The organism is Rhizobium acaciae, assembly GCF_025941625.1.
GTDB classification, from domain to species: domain Bacteria; phylum Pseudomonadota; class Alphaproteobacteria; order Rhizobiales; family Rhizobiaceae; genus Rhizobium; species Rhizobium acaciae.
Genome location: NZ_JAPCZO010000022.1, coordinates 49,462 through 71,324, shown reverse-complemented (window position 1 = coordinate 71,324; position 21,863 = coordinate 49,462). Strand labels below are relative to the sequence as shown.

The 21,863-nt window shown below is 61.2% G+C and carries 23 protein-coding genes; 14 read left to right on the top strand and 9 right to left on the bottom strand.

Annotation, left to right across the window (positions count from 1 at the left end; all coding sequences use genetic code 11):
• Nucleotides 1-120: 120 nt before the first annotated feature.
• From OLZ32_RS29310 to OLZ32_RS29300, 3 genes are all read left to right on the top strand, one after another.
• Nucleotides 121-591, top strand: a complete 471-nt coding sequence (locus tag OLZ32_RS29310; protein WP_003541193.1) for a MarR family winged helix-turn-helix transcriptional regulator — start codon at nucleotides 121-123, stop codon at nucleotides 589-591.
• A 224-nt stretch (nucleotides 592-815) separates the two neighbouring features.
• Nucleotides 816-1,874, top strand: a complete 1,059-nt coding sequence (locus OLZ32_RS29305; RefSeq protein WP_003541195.1) for an aldo/keto reductase — start codon at nucleotides 816-818, stop codon at nucleotides 1,872-1,874.
• A gap of 203 nt (nucleotides 1,875-2,077) precedes the next feature.
• Nucleotides 2,078-3,121: a DUF2278 family protein gene (locus OLZ32_RS29300; RefSeq protein WP_264398868.1), complete on the top strand. Its 1,044-nt coding sequence runs from the start codon at nucleotides 2,078-2,080 to the stop codon at nucleotides 3,119-3,121.
• Nucleotides 3,122-3,161: 40 nt separating this feature from the next.
• Here OLZ32_RS29300 and OLZ32_RS29295 read toward each other — a convergent pair whose 3' ends face one another.
• Nucleotides 3,162-4,382: an aminotransferase-like domain-containing protein gene (locus tag OLZ32_RS29295; protein WP_264398866.1), complete on the bottom strand. Its 1,221-nt coding sequence runs from the start codon at nucleotides 4,380-4,382 to the stop codon at nucleotides 3,162-3,164.
• 205 nt (nucleotides 4,383-4,587) lie between these two features.
• Here OLZ32_RS29295 and OLZ32_RS29290 point away from each other — a divergent pair, with 205 nt between their 5' ends.
• The 6 genes from OLZ32_RS29290 to OLZ32_RS29265 all read left to right on the top strand — a co-directional run bounded on the left by OLZ32_RS29290 (nucleotide 4,588) and on the right by OLZ32_RS29265 (nucleotide 7,879).
• Nucleotides 4,588-5,688: a branched-chain amino acid aminotransferase gene (locus OLZ32_RS29290; protein ID WP_264398864.1), complete on the top strand. Its 1,101-nt coding sequence runs from the start codon at nucleotides 4,588-4,590 to the stop codon at nucleotides 5,686-5,688.
• A 338-nt stretch (nucleotides 5,689-6,026) separates the two neighbouring features.
• Nucleotides 6,027-6,236, top strand: a complete 210-nt coding sequence (locus OLZ32_RS29285; protein ID WP_003560812.1) for an AbrB/MazE/SpoVT family DNA-binding domain-containing protein — start codon at nucleotides 6,027-6,029, stop codon at nucleotides 6,234-6,236.
• Entirely contained in the window at nucleotides 6,236-6,613 is a 378-nt protein-coding gene (locus tag OLZ32_RS29280; RefSeq protein WP_264398860.1) for a type II toxin-antitoxin system VapC family toxin, read from the top strand. The genes OLZ32_RS29285 and OLZ32_RS29280 overlap by 1 nt, the downstream gene beginning before the upstream one ends.
• A 118-nt stretch (nucleotides 6,614-6,731) precedes the next feature.
• A complete protein-coding gene (locus OLZ32_RS29275; RefSeq protein WP_264399007.1) occupies nucleotides 6,732-6,983 on the top strand; it encodes a ribbon-helix-helix domain-containing protein in 252 nt (83 codons plus the stop codon).
• Nucleotides 6,967-7,302 carry a type II toxin-antitoxin system RelE/ParE family toxin gene (locus OLZ32_RS29270; protein ID WP_003541211.1) on the top strand — a complete coding sequence of 112 codons (336 nt, stop codon included), beginning with the start codon at nucleotides 6,967-6,969 and terminating at the stop codon, nucleotides 7,300-7,302. Before OLZ32_RS29275 ends, OLZ32_RS29270 begins: the two co-directional genes overlap by 17 nt.
• On the top strand, nucleotides 7,292-7,879 hold the full coding sequence (locus tag OLZ32_RS29265) for a class I SAM-dependent methyltransferase (protein WP_264398856.1): 588 nt from the start codon (nucleotides 7,292-7,294) through the stop codon (nucleotides 7,877-7,879). Before OLZ32_RS29270 ends, OLZ32_RS29265 begins: the two co-directional genes overlap by 11 nt.
• A 49-nt stretch (nucleotides 7,880-7,928) precedes the next feature.
• Here the strand turns inward: OLZ32_RS29265 and ilvC are convergent, their stop codons facing one another.
• Nucleotides 7,929-8,948 carry a ketol-acid reductoisomerase gene (ilvC, locus tag OLZ32_RS29260; RefSeq protein WP_003560822.1) on the bottom strand — a complete coding sequence of 340 codons (1,020 nt, stop codon included), beginning with the start codon at nucleotides 8,946-8,948 and terminating at the stop codon, nucleotides 7,929-7,931.
• Between the two features lie 49 nt (nucleotides 8,949-8,997).
• Nucleotides 8,998-9,663, bottom strand: a complete 666-nt coding sequence (locus OLZ32_RS29255) for a TetR/AcrR family transcriptional regulator (protein ID WP_017961202.1) — start codon at nucleotides 9,661-9,663, stop codon at nucleotides 8,998-9,000.
• 142 nt (nucleotides 9,664-9,805) lie between these two features.
• Between OLZ32_RS29255 and OLZ32_RS29250 the strand changes: the two genes are divergently transcribed.
• Together OLZ32_RS29250 and OLZ32_RS29245 are read left to right on the top strand one after the other, a co-directional pair.
• On the top strand, nucleotides 9,806-10,285 hold the full coding sequence (locus OLZ32_RS29250; RefSeq protein WP_017988892.1) for a hypothetical protein: 480 nt from the start codon (nucleotides 9,806-9,808) through the stop codon (nucleotides 10,283-10,285).
• 21 nt (nucleotides 10,286-10,306) lie between these two features.
• Nucleotides 10,307-10,672: a DUF4087 domain-containing protein gene (locus OLZ32_RS29245; RefSeq protein WP_264398851.1), complete on the top strand. Its 366-nt coding sequence runs from the start codon at nucleotides 10,307-10,309 to the stop codon at nucleotides 10,670-10,672.
• Nucleotides 10,673-10,755: 83 nt separating this feature from the next.
• Here OLZ32_RS29245 and OLZ32_RS29240 read toward each other — a convergent pair whose 3' ends face one another.
• From OLZ32_RS29240 to OLZ32_RS29230, 3 genes are all read right to left on the bottom strand, one after another.
• Nucleotides 10,756-12,438 (bottom strand): hypothetical protein, encoded by a 1,683-nt coding sequence (locus OLZ32_RS29240; protein WP_264398849.1) that lies wholly within the window; start codon nucleotides 12,436-12,438, stop codon nucleotides 10,756-10,758.
• A complete protein-coding gene (locus OLZ32_RS29235; RefSeq protein WP_264398848.1) occupies nucleotides 12,438-13,496 on the bottom strand; it encodes a glycosyltransferase family 2 protein in 1,059 nt (352 codons plus the stop codon). Before OLZ32_RS29235 ends, OLZ32_RS29240 begins: the two co-directional genes overlap by 1 nt.
• Nucleotides 13,497-13,587: 91 nt before the next feature.
• Entirely contained in the window at nucleotides 13,588-14,496 is a 909-nt protein-coding gene (locus tag OLZ32_RS29230) for an AraC family transcriptional regulator (protein ID WP_003541220.1), read from the bottom strand.
• Between the two features lie 205 nt (nucleotides 14,497-14,701).
• On the opposite strand from OLZ32_RS29230, the gene OLZ32_RS29225 reads away from it, so the two are divergent.
• Entirely contained in the window at nucleotides 14,702-15,748 is a 1,047-nt protein-coding gene (locus tag OLZ32_RS29225) for an NAD(P)-dependent alcohol dehydrogenase (RefSeq protein WP_003541222.1), read from the top strand.
• A 59-nt stretch (nucleotides 15,749-15,807) separates the two neighbouring features.
• On the opposite strand, the gene OLZ32_RS29220 is transcribed toward OLZ32_RS29225, so the two are convergent.
• From OLZ32_RS29220 to OLZ32_RS29210, 3 genes are all read right to left on the bottom strand, one after another.
• On the bottom strand, nucleotides 15,808-17,763 hold the full coding sequence (locus tag OLZ32_RS29220) for an elongation factor G (protein WP_264398847.1): 1,956 nt from the start codon (nucleotides 17,761-17,763) through the stop codon (nucleotides 15,808-15,810).
• A gap of 211 nt (nucleotides 17,764-17,974) precedes the next feature.
• Nucleotides 17,975-19,240 carry an NAD(P)/FAD-dependent oxidoreductase gene (locus OLZ32_RS29215; RefSeq protein WP_264398846.1) on the bottom strand — a complete coding sequence of 422 codons (1,266 nt, stop codon included), beginning with the start codon at nucleotides 19,238-19,240 and terminating at the stop codon, nucleotides 17,975-17,977.
• Nucleotides 19,241-19,350: 110 nt separating this feature from the next.
• A complete protein-coding gene (locus OLZ32_RS29210) occupies nucleotides 19,351-19,815 on the bottom strand; it encodes an Lrp/AsnC family transcriptional regulator (RefSeq protein WP_003541227.1) in 465 nt (154 codons plus the stop codon).
• 156 nt (nucleotides 19,816-19,971) lie between these two features.
• On the opposite strand from OLZ32_RS29210, the gene OLZ32_RS29205 reads away from it, so the two are divergent.
• Nucleotides 19,972-20,691, top strand: coding sequence for an aspartate/glutamate racemase family protein (locus OLZ32_RS29205; RefSeq protein ID WP_264398845.1), 720 nt, complete (start codon nucleotides 19,972-19,974; stop codon nucleotides 20,689-20,691).
• 226 nt (nucleotides 20,692-20,917) lie between these two features.
• Nucleotides 20,918-21,835 (top strand): bifunctional helix-turn-helix transcriptional regulator/GNAT family N-acetyltransferase, encoded by a 918-nt coding sequence (locus OLZ32_RS29200; protein WP_264398844.1) that lies wholly within the window; start codon nucleotides 20,918-20,920, stop codon nucleotides 21,833-21,835.
• Nucleotides 21,836-21,863: the final 28 nt, after the last annotated feature.

The following is a 21,863-nucleotide window of genomic DNA, read 5'->3' as shown; positions in this document are numbered from 1 at the left end:
TCGGTACATAATTTGTCAGCGATTTATTTGTACACGATCTAATTAGGTTTCCTCGTCTGCCGAGTCAATAGCTTGCAAACAGATCGCGCACAAATTATATTGAGATCAAAGGAGAGCGTGATGAAAGACACCACATCAGATGAGCTCGCTGACGTACCCAAGATCGATGAAATGCTTTGCTTTTCGATCTATTCGGCAAGCCACGCCTTTAACCAGCTTTACCGTCCCCTGCTCGACGAGCTGGAACTCACCTATCCGCAATTCCTGGTCATGACCGCTTTGTGGGCGCGCGACGACCGCACGGTGAAGGATCTCGGCGAGACACTTTTTCTCGACTCCAGCACCCTCACTCCGCTGCTGAAGCGACTGGAAAATGTCGGCCTCGTCACCCGCAACCGAAATCCCGCCGATGAGCGCCAGGTGCTCTTGCGCCTGACGGAGAAGGGACTGGCCCTCAAGAGCCGTGCCTCCCATGTATTCGACTGCATCGGCAAGGCTGTCGGTCTCGACGCCGAGGCTGTCAGCAAGATTCGGGACGCAATCGCTTCGCTTCGCGACAATATTCACAAGAAGGACAAAGACGAGAGCTGACGTGGCCTCCACCACGTCGACGCTGCGCCGAGACAATTTCCGTCGACAAGCCGATGACATATTGTACGATCTGCCGCTCGGCTCGTGATCGGCTATAGCCGCTGCAGGGCCGGAAGATACCGGCGCTCAGAATCTTGCCTAAGCCTCACGCAGCCGTGAATACGCACCCATTGCTATCTCGGAGCGTTGAGGTACGTCAGTCTTGTTTCAAGGGAGGAGTTTCAATGGAATATCGTTTGCTCGGCCGTTCCGGCCTGAAGATTTCGACTTTGACCATGGGCACGATGACCTTCGGCGGCGTCGGTTGGGCGAAGACCGTCGGCGACCTCGGTGTTTCCGAGGCGAAAAAGATGATCGATATGTGCATCGATGCCGGCATCAACCTGATTGACACCGCCAATGCCTATTCCGACGGCGAATGCGAAAACATCATCGGCGATGTGCTCTCCGGCAAGCGGCCGCAGGGCGTGCTGCTCGCTACCAAGGCCCGCTTCAGCATGGGCGACGGCCCGAACGACCAGGGTCTGTCACGCTACCATCTGATCCGCGAATGCGAGGCGAGCCTCAAGCGCCTGAAGACCGATGTCATCGACCTTTACCAGGTGCATGAATGGGATGGCCAGACGCCGCTTGAAGAGACGATGGAAGCCCTCGACACCCTGATCAGGCAGGGCAAGGTGCGTTATGTCGGCTGCTCGAACTATTCCGGCTGGCACATCATGAAAGCGCTCGGCATCGCCAACGAGCACCGGTACCAACGCTTCGTCAGCCAGCAGATCCACTATACGCTGGAAGCCCGCGACGCCGAATACGAGTTGCTGCCGATCTCGATCGACCAGGGGCTCGGCGTGCTGGTCTGGAGCCCGCTGGCCGGCGGCCTGCTCTCCGGCAAGCATCGTCGCAACCAGGCAGCGCCCGAAGGTACGCGCCAGTTCGCCGGCTGGACCGAACCGCCGATCCGCGATGAGAACCGCCTCTGGAACATCGTCGAGACGCTGGTCGCGATCGGTGGGGAACGCGGCGTTTCGGCCGCACAGGTGGCGCTCGCCTGGCTCATCGGCCGCAAGGCCGTAACCTCGGTCATCATCGGCGGCCGCACCGAAGCCCAGTTCCGCGACAACATCGCCGCCGCCGAGCTGAAACTCACGGACGAGGAGCGCAAGCGCCTCGACGCGGTCAGCCTGCCGCCGGTGATCTATCCCTACTGGCACCAGCTGAACACGGTGAGCGACAGGTTTGGTGAAGCCGATCTCGAGCTTTTCGGTCCGCATCTCCGGCAATAGGCAATAGTGGATCAGGCATTGCACGGCGAAAGACACAGCATCTCGCGCAAAAGTGTGCAGCGGTTTTGCGACCACGACATGCTCAAATCAAAGACCTAAAGTGTGGCAGGCGAATCTGAAAGATCGCGTCATACTTTAGCCGTCATAAAAGATGCACTTTCGCCGTGTTAGCGTAAGATCCCGCCACCCCCGCGAGGTTCTCCATGCTGAAGAATTACAAGGTCCTGAAGGGTACGGCGAGCGCACTCGCCCTTGATGACGACAACGATCCCCATATCGAGATCCGCATCGAGGCGGACGGCGTCAGCTACCGGATCGCTCTGAATGTCCGCTCGATGATGTCGCCGCACGATCTGCTCTATGCCAACATCGTCGATTTCAAGCATCCGGCACTGACGGACGCCCTCGAAGCCCTGCCGATGGGCCTGACCGACATCCGCAAGGACCGTCCGGAGCTTGCGATCGACTATGTCCGCGGCGGGCTGATCGAGCGCGAGGACATGAATGTCGCGCCCTTCCAGCTCTCCGGCCCGAAGAACGATCTTAGGGAATTCATCGAGCCGATCGTTGAGGAAGGCATTGCCGATTCCGACATCCATTTCTATGCCTTCGGCGAGGCCTGGGGCCCCGAGCACAACAAGCCCGACCAATATTTCGATTTCGAGCCGGGCAACGGCATCCACGACATCCACATGAACCAGGGCGATGGCGGCAGCTTCAAGGCCACCAACGGGCCGAACCAGGACGGCGCGCTGCTCGTCCATTTCAACGATACCGACGAATGGGCGGCGATCTTCCTCTGCTTTCAGTCGCAGAACTGGAATACCGATGCGGGGACCGGCCATCCGGTTTCCGACAGCCGTGGCGGCCAGGGCCGCGGCGAAGGCACACGCCGGCCGCAGCCGATCGTCGCCTCGTCGCTGCGCATCGTCGCCGCGCTGATCAACCCGGTCAACGGCGAAGGCGGCACCGAGGCCGAAACGGTGACGATCATCAACCGCTCCGACATGGAGGCATCGCTCGAAGGCTGGAAGCTGGAGGACGAAAACGGCAGGACCCAGACGCTGTCGGGATCGCTGAGCGCAGGCGAGCTGCGCACCATAGCGCTCGATGCCGCAGCCGGCGGCCCGCAGCTTGCCAACAGGGGCGGCGACATCATCCTGCGCAATGCCGACGGTGCCGTTGCCGATCGGGTTGGCTACGGTAAGAGCGAGACGGCGAACGAAGGCTGGACGACGATCTTCTGATCGGCGCCCTGCCCTTGATCCGTCCGCCGGGCGGCTGGATTCAGCTGCCGATTTCGGCCGAGATCAGCGCGCTCAGGCGGCCGATGCCGTCTTCGATCATCTGCTCGTTGGCGCAGGAGAAGCTGAGGCGGAAGGTGTTGGCGCCCGAACCGTCGGCGAAGAACGCCTTGCCGGGCACGAAGGCGACCTTGGCGGTCTCAAGCGATTTCGCCAGCAGCTTGGCGCCGTCCATGCCCTCCGGCAGCGTGATCCAGATGAACATACCGCCCTCCGGCTTCGTCCAGCTGGTGCCTTCAGGCATGTATTTGTCGAGGGCGGCCAGCATGCAGTCGCGACGCTTGATGTAGGCAGCCTTGATCTTTGCGACCTGCGCGTCGAAACCGCGCTCGGCGACATCTGATATCGCCATCTGGTTGATCGTCGAGGAATGCAGGTCGGCCGCCTGCTTCATCAGCACCAGCTTGCGGATGACGGGCGCATTGGCGACGATGAAGCCGACGCGAAGGCCGGGCGCCAGCGTCTTCGAGAAGCTGCCGCAATAGATCGTGCGCGTATCGTTGATATGGCCCTTCTCGGCGATCTCGAGCGCCAGGATCGGCGGGATCGGATCGCCGTCGTAACGCAGCGACTGGTAGGCCGCATCCTCGATGACGGCAATGTCGAGATCTTCTGCCAGTGCCAGGACCTTTTTGCGGCCGTCGAGATCGACGGTCTCGCCGGTCGGGTTGGAGAAGTCGGCGGAGAGATAGGCGAACTTCACCTTGCCGCCGGCAGCGGAAGCGGCCGCGCGGTAGGACTCGGGCGTCCGGTTGCCGTTCGGCGTCAGCTGGTCGTAGGCCGGTTCATAGGCGTTGAAGGCCTGCAGCGCGCCGAGATAGGTCGGCCACGTCACCAGCGCGGTGTCATCAGGCGACAGGAACAGCTTGCCGAGATAATCGAGGCCCTGCTGCGAACCGGACACGATGAAAACGTTATGGAGTTCGCAGGGGACGCCAAGAGCTGCCATCTGCCCAACCAGCCATTCGCGCAGCGGTTTGTAGCCCTCGCTGACCGAATATTGCAGCGCCGAGTTGACGGCAGCGCCGTCGAAGATATCGGCGTAAGCCTGCTTGAACTCTCGATCGGGAAACAGCGCCGGATCAGGAATGCCGCCGGCAAAGGAGATGATGTCGGGCCGGTCGAGAAGCTTCAGGAGCTCGCGGATTTCGGATGCGCGCATGCGCGACGAGCGCGACGCAAACATGGTGTCCCAGTTCAGCATGGGGTTTCCTCATATTTTTCTATTCCCCCAGCAGACCATGGCGGAGAATTTATGTCAACAATGCTGACCTATTTTCTTGTCCCTGTGACAAGAAAGCGATTATTCCCCTGATCGATGCCGAAACCGGCCGATTCAGGCCTTCCAAGACCAGCCCGGCGGCAGTAGTGTCGCCGCCACTATTCAATGTACTATCAAGGTGCCAGCAATGACCGCGACGACGACCTCTCCTGAAATCAAAATCGAATTGCACAAGTCTCCCGTCTCCGACGCCGACCGCATCCAGGCACTGGAGACACCCGGCTTCGGTAAGGTCTTCACCGATCATATGGTCCTGGCACGATGGACTGCCGACAAGGGCTGGCACGATGCGAAGGTTACGCCGAGGCGTCCTCTGGAGCTCGATCCTGCAAGCGCCGTGCTGCACTATGCTCAGGAAATTTTCGAAGGCATGAAAGCCTACAAGGCAGACGATGGCCGGATTCTGCTCTTTCGGCCCGAAGAAAACGCCCGCCGCTTCGCGCAGTCGGCGACCCGTATGGCTATGCCTCCTGTGCCCGAAGAACTCTTCCTGAAGGCGGTCGAAGAACTGGTCCGCGTTGACAAGGCCTGGATCCCATCCGGCGACGCCAGTCTCTACCTTCGCCCCTTCATGTTCGCCAACGAGGCATTCCTGGGCGTTCGTCCGGCTCAGGAATATGTCTTCTGCATCATCGCCTCTCCGGTCGGCGCCTACTTCAAAGGCGGCGCGAAGGCGATCTCCCTTTGGGTCGAGACTGAATACACCCGTGCAGCCAGCGGCGGCACCGGTGCTGCAAAATGCGGCGGAAACTACGCAGCCAGCCTCGTGGCGCAAGCCGAGGCAGCGAAGAAGGATTGCGATCAGGTCGTCTTCCTGGACGCAGCAGAGCATCGCTGGGTCGAGGAACTCGGCGGCATGAACGTCTTCTTCGTCATGAATGACGGATCGGTGGTGACCCCGCCTCTTGGCGGCACGATCCTGCCGGGTATCACCCGGGCCTCGGTGATCGTGCTCGCTGGAGAAAAGGGCTTGCGCGTCGAGCAGCGTCCCTACTCCTTCGCGGAATGGCAGCAGGACGCAACTGGCGGCAAGCTGGTCGAAGCCTTCGCTTGCGGCACTGCCGCGGTTCTGGCGGGCATCGGCCTGGTTCGGCATGCCGGCGGCGAGTTTCTGGTCGGAGACGGACAGACCGGCAAGTTGACCAGCGAACTGCGCCAGCAGCTCGTCAGTCTGCAGAAAGGCGTAACCAACGATGAGCGCGGCTGGACGCGCCTTATCCCGGCCTGAACTCCGGACGCGTCACGCCAACGGCGGCGTCAACACCGACATGGTGGGCGCCGCTCTCCGCCTCGCCCGCAAAGCCGCCGGCTGGCGATCTATTCCGCCCTCGCCGGAGTTCGTTTCGATCTGCACGATACGATGTTCTTCGAGCCGACGACCTTTAAGCAATCCGCGGATCTCTTTCGAAACCGGACGCCGCCCGATTTTTGTGGCCGCGCCAGCCGGGAGAAACCATCGTCAACTTCGCATTTGACGACCGAAATGGCACCAACGCCAAAACAGTTCGCCATTGACCGATGCCAAGTGAATTCTTACTATCCCTAATCGATAGAGGAAAGGTAAGAATGGCAACCGCAACCCTCTCTGCAAAATTCCAGATCTCCATTCCCAAGGAAGTGCGCGAACAACAGCACTGGTCGGCGGGACAGGAATTCGTGTTCATACCCAAAGGCAAAGGCGTATTGCTGATGCCGGTCCCGACGCTTGCCGATCTTCGCGGCCTCGCCGAAGGCGCAGACAACAAAAACTACCGCGACCGGAACGACCGTTTCTAATGCGCGTGATCGACAGCTCCGCATGGATAGAATGGCTGACGAAAAGTACTGCCGGAACCAGGCTGCAGGCCGAAATCCCGGAACGCGATCAATGCATCGTTCCGACGATCGTGCAGCTTGAGCTTTCCAAATGGCTGGCACGCGAAAAGGACGAGGAAGCCGTCGACAGCTTCATCGCCTATACCGCGACATGCATGGTTGTTTCTCTCGACACGACGCTTGCTCGCCGTGCTGCCGAAATATCGGCAGCCCATAAACTCGCCACCGCCGATGCGATCATTTATGCGACCGCGGAGCGCCACGATGCCGACATCCTGACCTGCGATGCCCATTTCAAGGATCTCGAACGCGTCATCTATATCGATAAAAAAGACTGATCCGCATGTGACCCAAGCCCTCGACGGCGCGGCACAACGCTTCTATCACAAACTGGGAAATGATAATCTGGCATCTGGAATGGCTGAAAACCGGCATGTGCAGGCGGCACCGAATCCAATGGCGAAAATGACGATCTCGCTTCCGGATAATCTGGCGGACTACGTCGAAAACCGTGTCGCAAGCGGCAGATACAACAGTGCCAGCGCATTCCTGGCGGAGCTTATTCTGAAGGATCAGCTCCATCATAAGCTTGACGACGAAGAACTGCGCAACATTCTGAGACAGGCTGAGGAAAGCGGCCCGAGCGAGCGACGCATTCCCGACATCCTGTCGGAAACGAAGGCAAAGCTGCGTGACAACCACCTATAGGCTGACCCGAACCGCGTATTCCGTGCTATCAGGCATCGACGAATATGCTTGCCTCAATTTCGGCGAGGCGCAGGCAGACGCCTATCTTCTCGACTGGGACAGGATTTTCGTGCTTCTTTCGCATGCTCCCTCCATGGGAGAAGAATGCGACGAACTCGGCGTCGGCCTTCGCCGCCTCCTCCACATGCGCCACGTCGCCTTCTACCGGGTGACATCGGAAGGGATTGTCGTCATTGACATCATCGACGCCGACCGGCTTCCTGAAAGACATCTTCAATCCAACCGACGCCCGCGATCGGCCGAACAGCATGCCTCTTGACCACACCTCCGCCTTCTATGAGGAGAATGCCGAGACATACGCCAAGCGGGTGCGCAGCCTGCCGAAGCAGCAGCTCGATGCCTTCCTCGCCGGGCTTGCGCCGGGTGCGGCAATCCTCGAACTCGGCTGCGGCGGCGGGCAGGACAGCGCCTACATGCTGTGGCAGGGTTTCGACGTGACGCCAACGGATGGCTCGACCGAGCTTGCAAGACAAGCGGAGGCGCTGATCGGCAGGCCGGTCAGGGTCATGCTGTTCCAGGAACTCGACGCCGACAGCGCCTTCGACGCCGTTTGGGCGCACGCGAGCCTTCTCCATGTTCCCAGGCTTGAACTGCCCAACGTCTTCACCCGTGTCCGCCGCGCCCTGAGGCCTAGCGGCCACCTTCACGCAAGCTTCAAGGCAGGGGAAGCGGAGGGCCATGACGGCTTCGGGCGTTATTACAACTATCCCTCCGCCGAATGGCTTTCGGAGCTTTTGACGAAAGGCGGCTGGCGGAACATCGCCATCGGCGAAAGCGACGGCAGCGGCTATGACGGCAAGCCGACCCGCTGGCTGACCGTCAGCGCAGAACGGTAAAGGCCGGAGCTTTCGCCCCGGCCTTAAACTGCAATTGCACAAAAAGTGCTTAGTTGACCGACTTGTCGACCAGCTTGTTCTTGCCGATCCAGGGCATCATGCCGCGCAGCTTGGCGCCGACTTCTTCGATCGGGTGGCTGTCGTTCAGGCGGCGGATGCCCTTGAAGCGCGAGCCGCCGGCACGGTATTCCTGCATCCAATCGGACGTGAACTTGCCGGTCTGGATGTCCTTGAGGACGCGCTTCATCTCGGCCTTCGTCTCGGCAGTGATGATGCGCGGACCGGAGACATATTCGCCCCACTCGGCCGTGTTCGAGATCGAGTAGTTCATGTTGGCGATGCCGCCTTCATAAATCAGGTCGACGATAAGCTTCACTTCGTGCAGGCACTCGAAATAGGCCATCTCAGGCGCGTAACCGGCCTCGGTGAGCGTTTCGAAACCAGCGCGGATGAGCTCGACGAGACCACCGCAGAGAACGACCTGTTCGCCGAAGAGGTCGGTTTCGCACTCTTCGCGGAAGTTGGTTTCGATAATGCCCGAACGGCCGCCGCCGACGCCGCAGGCGTAGGAGAGAGCGAGTTCAAGCGCATTGCCGGAAGCGTTCTGGTGAACGGCAACGAGGCAGGGAACGCCGCCGCCCTTCTGGTATTCGCCGCGAACCGTGTGGCCCGGGCCCTTCGGTGCGATCATGACGACGTCGACCGAAGCCTTCGGCTCGATGAGGCCGAAGTGAACGTTGAGGCCGTGAGCGAAGGCGATGGCTGCGCCATCACGGATGTTGCCGGCGATGTCGGCCTTGTAGATGTCGGCCTGCAGTTCGTCCGGGGTCGCCATCATCATCAGGTCCGCCCAGGCGGCAGCTTCGGCAACCGTCATGACCTTGAAGCCATCGGCTTCGGCCTTCTTGACGGTCGGCGAACCGGCCTTGAGTGCGATGACGACGTTCTGGGCGCCGCTGTCCTTGAGGTTCAGTGCATGGGCACGACCCTGCGAACCATAGCCGATGACGGCGACCTTCTTGGCCTTGATGAGGTTGAGATCGGCATCACGATCGTAATAGACGCGCATTTGAAGTTCCTTCCCTTTGCTTGTCTTGTTGACAGTCATTAAAGCGGAATCAGCCGAGAACGGGCATCTCCGCCAGAACCTTGTCCGTGCCATAAAGCCTGAGGAAGGCGGTGACCGCCCTCTCCGCCTGGCGTGCGGTATCCTTGAGGCCTGGTTCGCCGAGCAGCATGCGCACATGCAGGTCGGACACAACAAGGCCGTAAAGCGTGTGATAAGCCTCGTCGGCATCGGCAAAACGCAGGAGCCCTGCCCTTTTGCCGGCATCGATCAGCGCCATGGCGCGCCGGTCGATCTGGCGACGGCCGCGCTCGAGCAGCAGTTTGCCGAGTTTCGAGCCGTCGCGGTTCGACTGCCCGATCGCCAGCCGGTTGAGCGCCAGCGAGACGTCGCCGGCAAGCACCTCCAGCAGGTCACGCGCAAAAATGACGACATGGTCATGCAGGCTCGCCGCCGTCAGCCGCTCGCCGTTGCGCTCGAAGGTGCGCACCTTGCTGGCCTGATAGGCGATCATCGCCGATAGCAGCCCGTCGCGATCGCCGAACCACTTGTAGAGGCTTTCCTTCGAGCAATTGGCGGCGCGCGCTACACCCGAGGTCGTCAGCGCCTTTTCGCCGCCATCGACGAGCAACTGCAGCGCCTGCTCCAGAACGGCGTTCTGGCGCGGCGAAAATTCGCTCGGCTCTGCGGTATCGACGGACACGGTCATAGCTCCCATAATACGTACCGTACGGTACGGTTCGTGAGGTTTATGCGATAAACCGATCAGGTCGTCAAGAAGCCTGGATAGATTTTTTTAATACGTGAAACCGCGATGAAACACCAGAATTGGATAGGCGCGAATCCTCGGCGATCGCATAATGTCGCGCTCTACCATTTGCCCGGAGGCTCCGATGTCACGCCGTTCTCCAGCTCTTCTCCTGCTCGGAGCAATCCTCCTTGGCGGCTCAAGCGCTCTCGCGCAGTCCGACAGCGACGTCTATAATCGCATCGAGGAACTGCACGGCGATGCCGCAGGCTTCGACAGGCCGCTGCGCCAACTCGTTCGAGCGATGCGCTCGGGCGACGCCGGGACCATCGCCGGCCTTGCCGAATACCCGCTGACGGTCAAGGCCAATGGCGAGAGCTACGACGTCGAGAGCGCTGAGGATTTCATCGACAATTTCGATGATCTCGTGACGCCGGAAACGCGCCGCGCCGTCGGACGCCAGCAATACGAGGATCTATTCGTCAACAGCGACGGCGTCATGCTGGCCGGCGGCGCCGTCTGGATGGGCGCGGTTTGCGAGGACAATGCCTGCGAGGCGAGCCATTGGGCGATCATCGCGATCAACAACTGATATTTGTCGAGGAGAAAGGCAATGAGATACCGGATAGCCGCCGCGGTCATGACCGCAGCTCTTATCGTCGCAGCCAATGCGCGGGCCGCCGAAACGCGCTGCGGCTGGATCGAGAATCCGACGCCCGCCAACTGGTGGCTGGAGGACGCGGAGAACACCTGGACGATCATGACCCAGGGCGACGATGCCGGCGAGGTCGAAGGCATGGAGCTGATCTCCGACATCTCCGAACATGATTATGTCAGGACCAACGGCAATTACGGCTATGCCTGCGCCTGTATGAGTGTGGAGACGGATGGCAAGGACCGCATCACCCGCATCCTATCCTTCCGCCAGCTAGAGCTCGCCAAATGCCGTGCCGACAAGGCGCTGAAATTCCCCGGCTGACTAGCGCCTCACCCGAAAACCGGATGGCGGCCGCAATCATGACCCAATCGTCCAGAGGCAATCGGTCCACGAAGAGCCCCGACCTATGACGCCCTGGCGCAACCTGCCGGGACGGCGAAAGGCTCGGCCTGCATCGCCTTGTCGATCGCGTAAAGCTTTGCGAAACCCGCATCTTCGACCAGCATCAGGCCCGCCGGCATCAAGGTGCCGACATAACGGTCAGGGATATCGGCATTGGCGACGAGGATGAAATCGAAACGCCTGCGCCAATCCAACAGATAAGGCGTAAAGTTTCTATATTCCTGCATCATTGCCGGGCATGAAAGCACGCCGATCGACAGCAGATTGCCCTCGGGAACCGCGATCTCAGACCATGGCGGCAGAACCGATAACGGCTGCTTGCCTTTTGCCGTGAAGAGCGTCGGCACGAAAGCATGCGAGAAGGGCACGGCAAGCGTTGGCAGGTGCCGGAAAGTATCCAACCCCCAGGCAAAATGGCGGTTGGAGTGGGCAAGACTGTTCACCGTCTCGGGTTCGTGTCCCAAAGGGAGCACGGCGGCACCGGCAGGCACCTTTTTAAGCACAGTCTCGACGGCAGCAACGTCCTTCTGTGCCAGCCACCAGTTCCAGCCGATCCAGCCGGTGCGGCCGAAGGCCGCGAGATTGATGATGAGCGCCAGCAACAGCGCTTGCCGGCGCGTGAGATTGGCGAAGGGGCACACCATCGCCATAGCGACGAGTGCTGTCATGATCGGAAAGCGCCAACTGATCCATCCGGTGCCGAGCATGTGGCGAGGCGAAACACAGGACAGAAGCAGCAGGCCGCAGGCGGCGACGGCAAGCCCCGCATGCATGCGGATATCGCCCGCGCGGACGGCACGCGTGCAGATGAGGATCAGCGGCAGAACCAGCACGACATCCACCACCGGGACATAGGTCGTGATAGTGGACAGCAAGTTCATGAAAATCAGGACGATGCCGTCGTTCCAGGCAAGGCCAAGGCCGTTGCCGCCGGCATTGGGCAAAGCCGCCGTATGGAGATAGAGCGCGAGCGGCGGCAGGACGCAGGCGCCGAGCGCCAGCGCCAACCGGCCGGCGAGCCTCATCAGAGCCGCCTTCGATCGCACGATATCGATGCGCCAGGAAAATTCGAGGCCGCAGACGATCGCCATATAGAAGCCAAGCGCGAAGAGATGCATCACCGTCAGCAACAGCGCGGCGGCAAGCCGCCAGGCAAAAACCACGGCGGGATTTCTGCGCTGCAGCCGCAGATCGACGCAGGCGAAGAACAAGGCCATGCCGAGGCCGATCTGGAAGTTGATGAAGCCGCCGATCATGGTGGCGCACCAGCCGAGCGACAGTATGGCGGTCTGCCAATGGTGCCGGCCGCCGAACAGCGCGCGGTGCAGGCCGATTGCCCCGAGCGGCGGCAGCACGATCGCCAGGAAAAGCAAAGCTCGTGCAAGCCTGTCTGCGCCGACGAGCGGCCCCAGCCAGGTGGCTAGAACGTCGATCCCGACATTGGTGAAGGTGCGGTTCCAATCGACCGCATAGATCTCAGGAAACGGCTGCTCGCCGATCCCGCCCGAAAGGAGCCAGATACGGGCGTAATGATTGGCGTAATCGAGAACTGGCGGAAAGGGAAACAGGAGAACCAGAGCCGCGGCAAGTCCGACGAATGCGACGATCGCAACGGTGGAATCCTGCCTGGCGATCAATTCCTCAGGCCCGGCTGCGGCCACAGCAGGCGCGGCAATCCGGTCCATTATCCGATCCGGCTGTTCTTTTGCGAGCGCGGCGGCTCTTCGGATGCAAAGGCCGCATCCAGCGCGGCGCTCTTGTCGCTGGCGCTCATCTCCGAGAATGCGATCGACAATTCTGCATGTTCACTGCCGCGCACGATCGTCTCGACCATGAACATCGGCCGCTTCTTGCTCTCCTGGACGAGGCGACCAAGATACTCGCCGATGATGCCGATACAGATCAGCTGGATAGCGCTGAAGGCGCTGACCGCGGCCATGATCGACGACCAGCCGGTCACCGTCTCGCCTTGCAGCCAGCGAACGAAGGTGTAGACCAGCAACGCGATAGCGACGCCCGCGCTCATCATGCCAAGCCAAGTGCTGATGCGCAGCGGCGTCGTCGAAAAGCTGGTGATCGCATCGAGAGCGAAATTGATCATCTTTCGCAGAGGATATTTCGTCGTGCCGGCAAAACGGGCGTCACGCTCGTAGGGGAGCGCCACCTGCCTGCCGCCGATCCAACTGACCATGCCGCGGATGAAGCGATCGCGCTCCGGCATCGCCAGCAGGATATCGACGACACGCCGACGCATCAGCCGGAAATCACCGGTATCGCGCGGAATGGTCACGGAAGCGAGCTTGGACAAAGCGCGATAGAAGAGCGAAGCGGAGGCGAGTTTGAACCAGCTTTCGCCCTGGCGGCGTGTGCGCTGGCCGTAAACGACGTCGGCGCCGCGCTCCATGATCGGCATCATCATCAAAAGCAGCTCGGGCGGATCCTGAAGATCGGCATCGATCAAAAGTACACGCTCGCCCCGCGAGGCGGCAAGACCCGCCGTCGATGCCAGCTGGTGGCCATGATTGCGCAGAAGACGAATACCGAGCACCTGCGGCACATCGGCCGCCAGGTTCGAAATGATCTCCCAGGTGCGGTCGGACGAGCCGTCATCGACGAGAATGAGCTCGAAGGCATCACCAGTGACGCTATGAGCAGCGGCGGCAGCGCGGCGGCAGAACTCGCGCAGCCCTTCTTCCTCGTTGTGACAAGGCGCGACGATGGAAAGAAATGGGACTTGCGCCATGCTGACGTCGGTGCCTGCTTGATGTTTAGCGCCAGACTAGCGACGAAACGTCAAACATCCTTTAACGATTGGCTACCGGTCGCAAGGCCGACTATTCCGCCGCCATGACCTCGCGGGCGCCGTCGATATCGCGGGCCGGCGAGGCGCCGTAAAGGCGGCTATATTCGCGGCTGAATTGCGACGGGCTTTGATAGCCGACACGGTGACCGGCCGTGCCCGCATCGAGCCGCTCCACGAGCATCAGACGGCGCGCCTCGTGCAGGCGAAGCTGCTTCTGATACTGCACCGGCGTCATCGCCGTGACCGACTTGAAGTGATGGTGGAAGGACGACACGCTCATGCTGACGCGGTCGGCAAGGTCTTCGATGCGCAGTGGCCGCGCGAAATTCTCCTTCAGCCATGCAACGGCGCGCGCGACCCTGTTGCTGTGGCTGTCTGCAGTGGCGATGTTGATCAGCCGCGCGCCATCCGGCCCGGTCAGCACCCGGTAGAGGATTTCCTGCTCGATCAGCGGCGCCATGGCAGGAATGTCGCCTGGACGATCGAGCAAGCGCAGCAGGCGGACGGCAGCATCCAGGAGCTCCGGCGGAGCGACGTTTACCGCCATCCCGCGCTGCCCGTCGGTATGGGCGGCCGGGCTCGGAATATCGATGCGACTGAGCAACTCCAGCAGCTTTTCCGAGTCGATTGCCAGCCCCAGGCAGAGATGCGGAACCTCAGGGCTGGCCTCCGTGACGCGCCAGGCGACCGGCAGGTCGAGCGATGTCAGCAGATAGTCCCCAGTCCCGTAGCTGATAAGTTCAGTGCCGAGGCGCAAGCTTTTGGCGCCCTGCAGTACAAAGGCAAAACAGGGCCGGTAGCTGCTGTGCAGCGGATCGCTGGGCTTGGACCGACGGCTGATGTGAAGATTGCCGATATCAGTCGCGAACTCGCCGTCACCAGCCGCGAAGCGCATCGCGATATCGACAATTTCCTGATAGGGGCTGAAGGGCAAGGTCATGCGGCAACTCTTTCTGTCATCTGTCTGACGCCGGCGATACCGCTCTTATCTAGAGTGCCTTCGCCATTTCGCAAACAGGCCGGCGCCTCACTTTTGCAGGATCGTGCAAAAAGCTGAGAGGATCGCTCTAACCCTCTGACGCAGTTCCGGGCAATAGTCCACCATCTCTTTCAACCCCCACCCACAATCGAAAAGGATGGTTCCCATGCCTATTGCAAGAGGCTACGCCGCGACCGACGCTTCCAAGCCGCTGACCCCTTTCACCTTCGAACGCCGCAACCCGAACCCCGATGACGTCGTTATCGACATCAAGTTTGCCGGCATCTGCCATTCGGACATCCACACTGTCCGCAACGAATGGAAGAACGCCGTTTATCCGATCGTGCCCGGCCATGAGATCGCCGGCATCGTCTCGGCTGTCGGTTCCGATGTGACCAAATTCAAGGTCGGCGATCGCGTCGGCGTCGGCTGCTTCGTCGATTCCTGCATCGGCTGCGCCGAGCGCGACCTCGATCGCGAACAGTATATGCCGGGGCTCGCCGGCACTTACAACGACTTCGAAGCCGACCGCAAGACACGGACCCAGGGCGGCTATTCCGACTCGATCGTCGTTAGGGAAGGCTATGTCATGTCCATTCCGGACAATCTGCCGCTCGATGCCTCCGCGCCGCTGCTCTGCGCCGGCATCACGCTCTATTCGCCGCTGCGCCACTGGAATGCCGGCCCCGGCAAGAACGTCGCGATCGTCGGCATGGGCGGTCTCGGCCACATGGGCGTCAAGCTCGGTGCGGCCATGGGCGCCGATATCACCGTTCTCTCCCAGAGCCTTTCCAAGAAGGAAGATGGGCTGAAGCTCGGCGCCAAGGAATATTACGCCACCAACGACCCGGAAACCTTCACGAAGCTCGCCGGCACTTTCGACCTGATCATCTGCACCGTCAGCGCCGAGATCGACTGGAATGCCTATCTCGGCCTGCTGAAGGTGGATGGTTCCTTCGTGGTGGTCGGCGCGCCGGAAAACCCGATCCCCGTACATGCGTTCTCGGTCATCCCCGGCCGCAAGAGCATTTCCGGCTCGATGATCGGCTCGATCAAGGAAACCCAGGAAATGCTCGACTTCTGCGGCGAGCACAACATCGTCTCCGAGATCGAGAAGATCAACATCCAGCAGGTCAACGAAGCCTATGAACGCGTCCTGAAAAGCGACGTCCGCTACCGCTTCGTTATCGACATCGCCTCGCTGGCAGCTTGAGAAAACGAGAGGCGGCTCGCGAGAGCCGCCTTTTTGATCACGGCATCCTCCATCCGTTCTCATGCTGAGGCTCTCGTGGACTGCAGCCGCAGCAGATATTCGACTGGTTTGAACGGATCGGGGCCTGAACGCCGGCGAACGCGCGGCGAGCCGGCCATCGGGGCATGATGGTCGAAAGAGGTTTCCATGGTCCCCGCTCCGCTGGTCAGGCCCGGCAATTGCTGCTGGACGCTCTGGATCATCGCGGACGCCATCGTGCCTTCCAGCCGGGCCATGCCGTCGGCGATCACGGAATCCGTCATCGTCGCGGCAGATTTCGCAAGCAGGGTCAGCAAGCCGTTCAAGCTCTCCCCCGGCGCTTCGAGATGAAAGCGATCGATCGGCTCGCACAGGACGGTTTGCGCGGCCGACAGTGCATCTGCCAGCACCCAAGGTGTCAGTTGCCGGAAATCGGCGGCGGTGCTTGCGGGCGAGCTGTGCCGGGCCGCCGTCATCGCTACGTGGCAATCGATGACCTGCCAGCCGAAAACGCCCTGCTTCAGCGTTTCGAACACGGTTTCTTCGACCGCCCTGTAAAAGCTGGCCGGCATCTGGCCGACGTCCACTTCAAGCGCGAAGCTGTTGCCCGCTCCTTCCGGACGCGGCTCGACGCGCAAACCGACGGTGGCGAGAAACGGATTGGGCTCCTTGAAGAGGATCTGCAGGCCTTCCCCGGTTCCCACAAGCCTTTCCACTAAGATGACCGTGCTTTCCTCGAACCCAGCCTCGAGACCGAAATCCGTCAGCAGGGTCGATTGGACGACTTCCTTCTGCACCTCGCCATAGAGCGATACGAAGATGTCGTCGGCATCATCGTTCCGGCGCAGATTGATCAACGGATCCTGCTCCGCCATCTGGTTCAAGGCCAGCCAGAGGGCCGCCTTGTCGGAGGGCCGCCGGGCAAGGACGCGGGTTTCGAGGCTGGGCGGGGCAAACTGCGGCCGCCCACCCGCGAGCAGGTCGCCGCCCACCGCATCCCCGATGCGGGCGCCGGCAAGGCCGCTGATGCGCGCGATCTGCCCGGCGCGGAAGCTTGCGGCGCCATGAACCCGGCCGGCCTCGAAAACCTCGATCGCGGTCACTCTTTCCGGGCCTTTGGGCAAATCCAGATGTTGCCGCAGCCGGACCGTGCCTGATGTCAGATAGATATAGGTCAGCTTTTCACCGCCCCAGCCACGTTCGATCTTGAAGATTTTTCCGGCAATCGGCCCGTCCGGATCGAGGCGTCGGCCGGGCAATATCGTCGCGATGGCCGATGTCAGGGCCGGCACGCCGACGCCGGTCGTTGCCGCACCTGCGAAGACCGGATGCACCAGACCACTCGCGACCTGATGGGTCAGGCAGCGTCCAAGCCTGTCCGCCGTCAGGCGATCGGGCGCCAAGACGTAGTCGTCCAGCAGCGCCTCGTCATTCTCCGCGAGTGCTTCGCAGAGCGGCGTGAAAAGCGGTTCGCATCCGGGAGCCAACGCCTCCACCCGAGCAAGCCTGCTGCCGGCATCGACGACGGAAGACATGGCGATGGGGCGAACGAGCAATTGGCTGGCAAGAGCCTTCAGCACGTCCTCATATTGCGCGCCGAGACGATCGACCTTGTTGACGAAGAAGACGAAGGGAACGCCAAGCCGCCGCAGCGCCCGCACCAGCACCCGCGTCTGGGCCTGCACGCCTTCGACCGCCGAAACGACGACGATTGCGGCATCCAGCAATCCGAGCACCCGCTCGACCTCGGCGATGAAATCCGGGTGACCGGGCGTGTCGATGAGATTGACGATCCTGTCGCCGATGGTGAACGACACCACCGCGGCCCTGATCGTGATGCCGCGTTGCCGTTCGAGCTCGAGAGTGTCCGTCTGTGTATTGCCGGTATCGACGCTGCCGAGCTTGTCGATGACGCCGGCGTCAAAAAGCAGTCTTTCGGTAAGGCTAGTCTTGCCTGCGTCCACATGGGCGAGGATGCCCAGATTCAAAGTGCGCATGAACCACCAACTTCTCAGAATTTCGAATGTGATTTTCGTGAGAAGTGAATCGGCGCATTGGAACCTCTACTCGCTGCAGCTACGGCTGGATACGTAACCCCCGGGTGGCATCCGGAAGGCACGGCGCAAACCCTAAGGGCGGATCCGAAGATATGTCAAGCTTGGCTACATCGCGGCTTCGAGGCTTAGCCTCTGGAGGACGGGAGAAGAGTTACCCCTCCTCCCGCATCGTCTCCCGCTGGGTGATCAGCCGGGCGCTGTGCTGGCCGCTCAGATAGATCCACAGCCAGCTCCAGGCGACGGAGAAGCGCGAGCGGGTGCCGATCAGGAAGTAGATATGGGCAAGTCCCCAGATCCACCAGGCGAGCCAGCCCTTCAGCTTGATCCGGCCGAAATCGATGATCGCAGCACTCTTGCCGATCGTCGCCAGGCTTCCCTGATGCCAGTAACGGAAAGGCGCCGGCGCCGGTTTGCCGGATATGCGGGCGCGGATCACCTTGGCGACGTAACCGCCCTGCTGCTTGGCGGCGGGCGCAATGCCCGGCACTGGCTTGCCGTCCTCGCGCATGACGGAGGCGGTATCGCCGACGACGAAGACGTTAGGCAGCCCCGGCGCGCTCAGATCCTTCTCGACCACGACGCGGCCCGCCCGGTCGGACGCAACGTCGAGCCACCGCGCCGCCGGCGAGGCGGTGACGCCGGCTGCCCAAACGATCGTCCGGCTGGCAACGAAGGTCTCGCCGATCTTCACGCCGTCGGCGTTGCATTCGGTCACCGGCTTGCCGAGATGGATCTCGACCCCGAGCTTCTCCAGCGCCTTCTGCGCATAGGCCGAAAGCTCCTCGGCAAAGGTCGGCAGCACCCTCGGGCCGGCCTCAACCAGCACGACGCGGGTCTTGCGCGTGTCGATGTTGCGGAATTCCTTGGGCAGCGTGAAATGCGCGAGCTCGGCAATGATGCCGGCCAACTCGACACCGGTCGGCCCTGCCCCGACGATGGTGAAGGTCAACAGCGCATCGCGTACGGCAGGATCGGGCTCCATCTCCGCCTTCTCGAAGGCAAGCAGCAGGCGCCGGCGGATCGTCGTCGCGTCCTCCAGCGTCTTCAGGCCGGGCGCCACCGGCTCCCATTCGTCATGGCCGAAATAGGCATGCGTCGCCCCGGTCGCCAGCACCAGCGTATCGTAAGCAAGAGTCATGCCGTTGCGTAAGGAAACCGTCTTGGCACCGCTGTCGACGCCGGTGACCTCGCCGAGCAGCACCGTCACGTCAGGCCGGTCGGCATAGAGGCGGCGGATCGGCCAGGCGATCTCCGAGGTGGAAAGAATGGTGGTCGCCACCTGATAGAGCAGCGGCTGGAAGAGATGGTGATTGCGCCGATCGACCAGCGTGATCCTGACACCGGCGCCTTTCAAGCCGTTGACGAGTTGCAGCCCGCCAAAACCGCCGCCGACAACGACGACATGATGATCGCTCATGACCTACCCCTTTTGCGCCATTTCGCTCAAAGCCAATGTGGCCTTCGCCGCGATGGTTGCAACTGCCGTTTCGGCATAGCTCCCCTGCATCCCGGTCCGGTGGAGCTGGCTCAATCGGCATACCCAACGGGAATTGCCGTGCCGCCCTTCAGAAGCTCCATCGAGATCGAGGCCGAGACGTCGAAGAGCTCGATCTTGCGCACGATCTGCTTGTAGATCACATCGTAATGCTCGACGCGCGGCAGCACGATCTTCAGGATGTAGTCGTGATTGCCGGTCAGTCGGTGCGCTTCGACGATCTCGGGAATGTCGCTGATGATCCGGCGGAAGGTCTCCGTCCATTCGTCGGAATGGTGCGCCGTCTTGACCAGCGCGAAGACCGTCGTCGGCACGCCCATTTTTTCCCGGTCGAGCACGACGATGCGCCGGGCGATATGGCCGCTCTCCTCCAGCCGTTGGATGCGCCGCGAGCAGGCCGATATCGAAAGTGCCACGCGCTCGGCAAGATCGGTCACGGATATGCCCGCATCCTTCTGCAGCATGTCCAGAATGCGTCTGTCGCGATCATCAAGCATGTGTCGAACATATACCTCTCGCGTCTTTTTTGCAGGATTTCATAAAATGACGCAAAACCATATCACATATCTGATGCGAGGAACAAACAAAGCAAACACATCGCGTCGGAATTGCGGCATCATTTTCGAAAGTTCAGAAGCATGGAGAGCATAGAGATGGAAACGATCGGCCTTATCGGCGGCATGAGTTTCGAAAGTTCGGCGGTCTATTACCGTGCCGTCAACGAGATGGTGCGTGACCGCAAGGGTGGCCTCGCCTCGGCCGAACTCATCCTGCATTCTGTCAATTTTGAGGAGATCGTCGCGCTTCAGAAGGCCGGCGACTGGGATATGGCCGCCTCGCGCCTCGCCGACGTGGCTCTGCGCCTGCAGATCGCCGGCGCCGGCTGCATCCTGATCTGCACCAACACCATGCATCTGATCGCCGACAAGGTCGCGGAGAAGATCTCCGTGCCGCTGATCCACATCATCGACGAGACGGCGAAATCGCTGCATGCGGCCGGCCGCAAGCGCCCGCTGCTGCTTGCTACCCGCTACACGATGGAGCACGGCTTCTACAGCGACCGCATGAAGAGCCTTGGCCTCGATATCATGGTGCCTGATGCGAGCGACCGCACGACGGTGCACGATATCATCTTCAACGAACTCTGCGCCGGCAAGGTGCTCGACAGTTCGCGTCAAAAACTGTTCGATGTCATCGCTCGCGCGGTCGACAACGGCGCGGACAGCATCATCCTCGGCTGCACCGAGATTTGCCTGATCCTCGACCCCCACCACCTGCCGCTGCCAGGCTTCGACACCACGGCGATCCACGCGCGGGCGGCGGTCGATTTCGCGCTCGGCGCAGACGAAGCGGCAGAAGAAGAAGCAGCCTGATATCGTCAATTAGTTGACTAAGTCCAATAAATGTCAGACAAGATCTTCATCTGGAGATCTTTGCCGGACCGCTGACAAAGTCGGCCAACTCCTCTTTCGTCATGCTCGGGCTTGTCCCGAGCATCTGCAACGGGCGCAGCAGATCTCGGCACAAGGCCGAGAATGACGCCGAGTGAAGAGCACGGTTCGTCAGCAGTCTGACCAGGATCTCCATTCGGAGATCATCATGTCTAACCTATCGCTCATCGAAACCGCTCGCGATTTCAACCGCTTTTATACGAATTTCCTCGGCCTCTTGAACAAGGCCTATCTCGACACCCCCTTCACGCTGACCGATGCCCGCATCCTCTTCGAGGTCGGCTCGCATGATGGCGTCAGCGCCGCCGCCCTTGTCCGCGACCTGCAGCTCGACCCGGCCTATCTCAGCCGCATCCTCAAGCGTTTCCGCGCCGAGGGGTTGATCGAGACCAGCCCCGATCCGGCCGATCTTCGCAGCCAGGTCATCATTGTCTCTAACCAGGGACGCGAGACGTTCGAGGAACTCGGCCGGCGCTCCAATGCGCAGATCGCCGCCCGTTTCGACCGCCTGGCGAGCGGCGAGCCGGAGGCGGCCGTCTCCGCCATGTGCACGATCCGCGCCCTGCTCGACCCGGCGGCAAAGCCCGCACCGGCCATCATCCGCGCCCACCGCGCCGGCGATATCGGCTGGATCGTTCAGAGTCAGGGCCGCTTCTATGCCGAGGAATATGGCTGGGACCTGCGCTTCGAGGCGCTGGTGGCCGACGTCGCCGGAAAATTCCTCGCCAATTTCGATCCGGCCAAGGAATATTGCTGGATCGCCGAACGCGGCGGCGTCAATGTCGGCTCCGTCCTCGTCACCAATGGTGGCGACGGCATCGCCAAGCTCCGCCTGCTCTATGTCGACAAATCAGCCCGCGGCCTCGGGCTCGGCAAACTGCTGGTCGACGAATGCATCCGCTTCTCCAGGCAGAAAGGCTACCGCGAACTCTCGCTCTGGACCAACGACATGCTGGAGACCGCCCGCGCCATCTACGTCAAGACAGGATTCCACCTTGTCTCCGAGGAGAGACATCGCATGTTCGGCCCCGAGGCGAACGGCCAGAACTGGGTGCTCGATCTCTGAATTTGTTGCGTCGCAGAAATTTCACTTG

Bases quoted from the DNA above. Each gene is read 5' to 3' on its own strand.
- OLZ32_RS29255 (WP_017961202.1), bottom strand. From the start codon at position 9,663: ATGGGAGCTATGACCGTGTCCGTCGATACCGCAGAGCCGAGCGAATTT.
- OLZ32_RS29235 (WP_264398848.1), bottom strand. From the start codon at position 13,496: ATGGCGCAAGTCCCATTTCTTTCCATCGTCGCGCCTTGTCACAACGAG.
- OLZ32_RS29230 (WP_003541220.1), bottom strand. From the start codon at position 14,496: ATGACCTTGCCCTTCAGCCCCTATCAGGAAATTGTCGATATCGCGATG.
- OLZ32_RS29240 (WP_264398849.1), bottom strand. From the start codon at position 12,438: ATGGACCGGATTGCCGCGCCTGCTGTGGCCGCAGCCGGGCCTGAGGAA.
- OLZ32_RS29205 (WP_264398845.1), top strand. From the start codon at position 19,972: ATGGAAACGATCGGCCTTATCGGCGGCATGAGTTTCGAAAGTTCGGCG.
- OLZ32_RS29210 (WP_003541227.1), bottom strand. From the start codon at position 19,815: ATGCTTGATGATCGCGACAGACGCATTCTGGACATGCTGCAGAAGGAT.
- OLZ32_RS29250 (WP_017988892.1), top strand. From the start codon at position 9,806: ATGTCGCGCTCTACCATTTGCCCGGAGGCTCCGATGTCACGCCGTTCT.
- OLZ32_RS29310 (WP_003541193.1), top strand. From the start codon at position 121: ATGAAAGACACCACATCAGATGAGCTCGCTGACGTACCCAAGATCGAT.
- OLZ32_RS29200 (WP_264398844.1), top strand. From the start codon at position 20,918: ATGTCTAACCTATCGCTCATCGAAACCGCTCGCGATTTCAACCGCTTT.
- OLZ32_RS29305 (WP_003541195.1), top strand. From the start codon at position 816: ATGGAATATCGTTTGCTCGGCCGTTCCGGCCTGAAGATTTCGACTTTG.
- OLZ32_RS29285 (WP_003560812.1), top strand. From the start codon at position 6,027: ATGGCAACCGCAACCCTCTCTGCAAAATTCCAGATCTCCATTCCCAAG.
- OLZ32_RS29290 (WP_264398864.1), top strand. From the start codon at position 4,588: ATGACCGCGACGACGACCTCTCCTGAAATCAAAATCGAATTGCACAAG.
- OLZ32_RS29225 (WP_003541222.1), top strand. From the start codon at position 14,702: ATGCCTATTGCAAGAGGCTACGCCGCGACCGACGCTTCCAAGCCGCTG.
- OLZ32_RS29215 (WP_264398846.1), bottom strand. From the start codon at position 19,240: ATGAGCGATCATCATGTCGTCGTTGTCGGCGGCGGTTTTGGCGGGCTG.
- OLZ32_RS29300 (WP_264398868.1), top strand. From the start codon at position 2,078: ATGCTGAAGAATTACAAGGTCCTGAAGGGTACGGCGAGCGCACTCGCC.
- OLZ32_RS29245 (WP_264398851.1), top strand. From the start codon at position 10,307: ATGAGATACCGGATAGCCGCCGCGGTCATGACCGCAGCTCTTATCGTC.
- OLZ32_RS29280 (WP_264398860.1), top strand. From the start codon at position 6,236: ATGCGCGTGATCGACAGCTCCGCATGGATAGAATGGCTGACGAAAAGT.
- OLZ32_RS29295 (WP_264398866.1), bottom strand. From the start codon at position 4,382: ATGCTGAACTGGGACACCATGTTTGCGTCGCGCTCGTCGCGCATGCGC.
- ilvC (WP_003560822.1), bottom strand. From the start codon at position 8,948: ATGCGCGTCTATTACGATCGTGATGCCGATCTCAACCTCATCAAGGCC.
- OLZ32_RS29220 (WP_264398847.1), bottom strand. From the start codon at position 17,763: ATGCGCACTTTGAATCTGGGCATCCTCGCCCATGTGGACGCAGGCAAG.
- OLZ32_RS29275 (WP_264399007.1), top strand. From the start codon at position 6,732: ATGGCGAAAATGACGATCTCGCTTCCGGATAATCTGGCGGACTACGTC.
- OLZ32_RS29265 (WP_264398856.1), top strand. From the start codon at position 7,292: ATGCCTCTTGACCACACCTCCGCCTTCTATGAGGAGAATGCCGAGACA.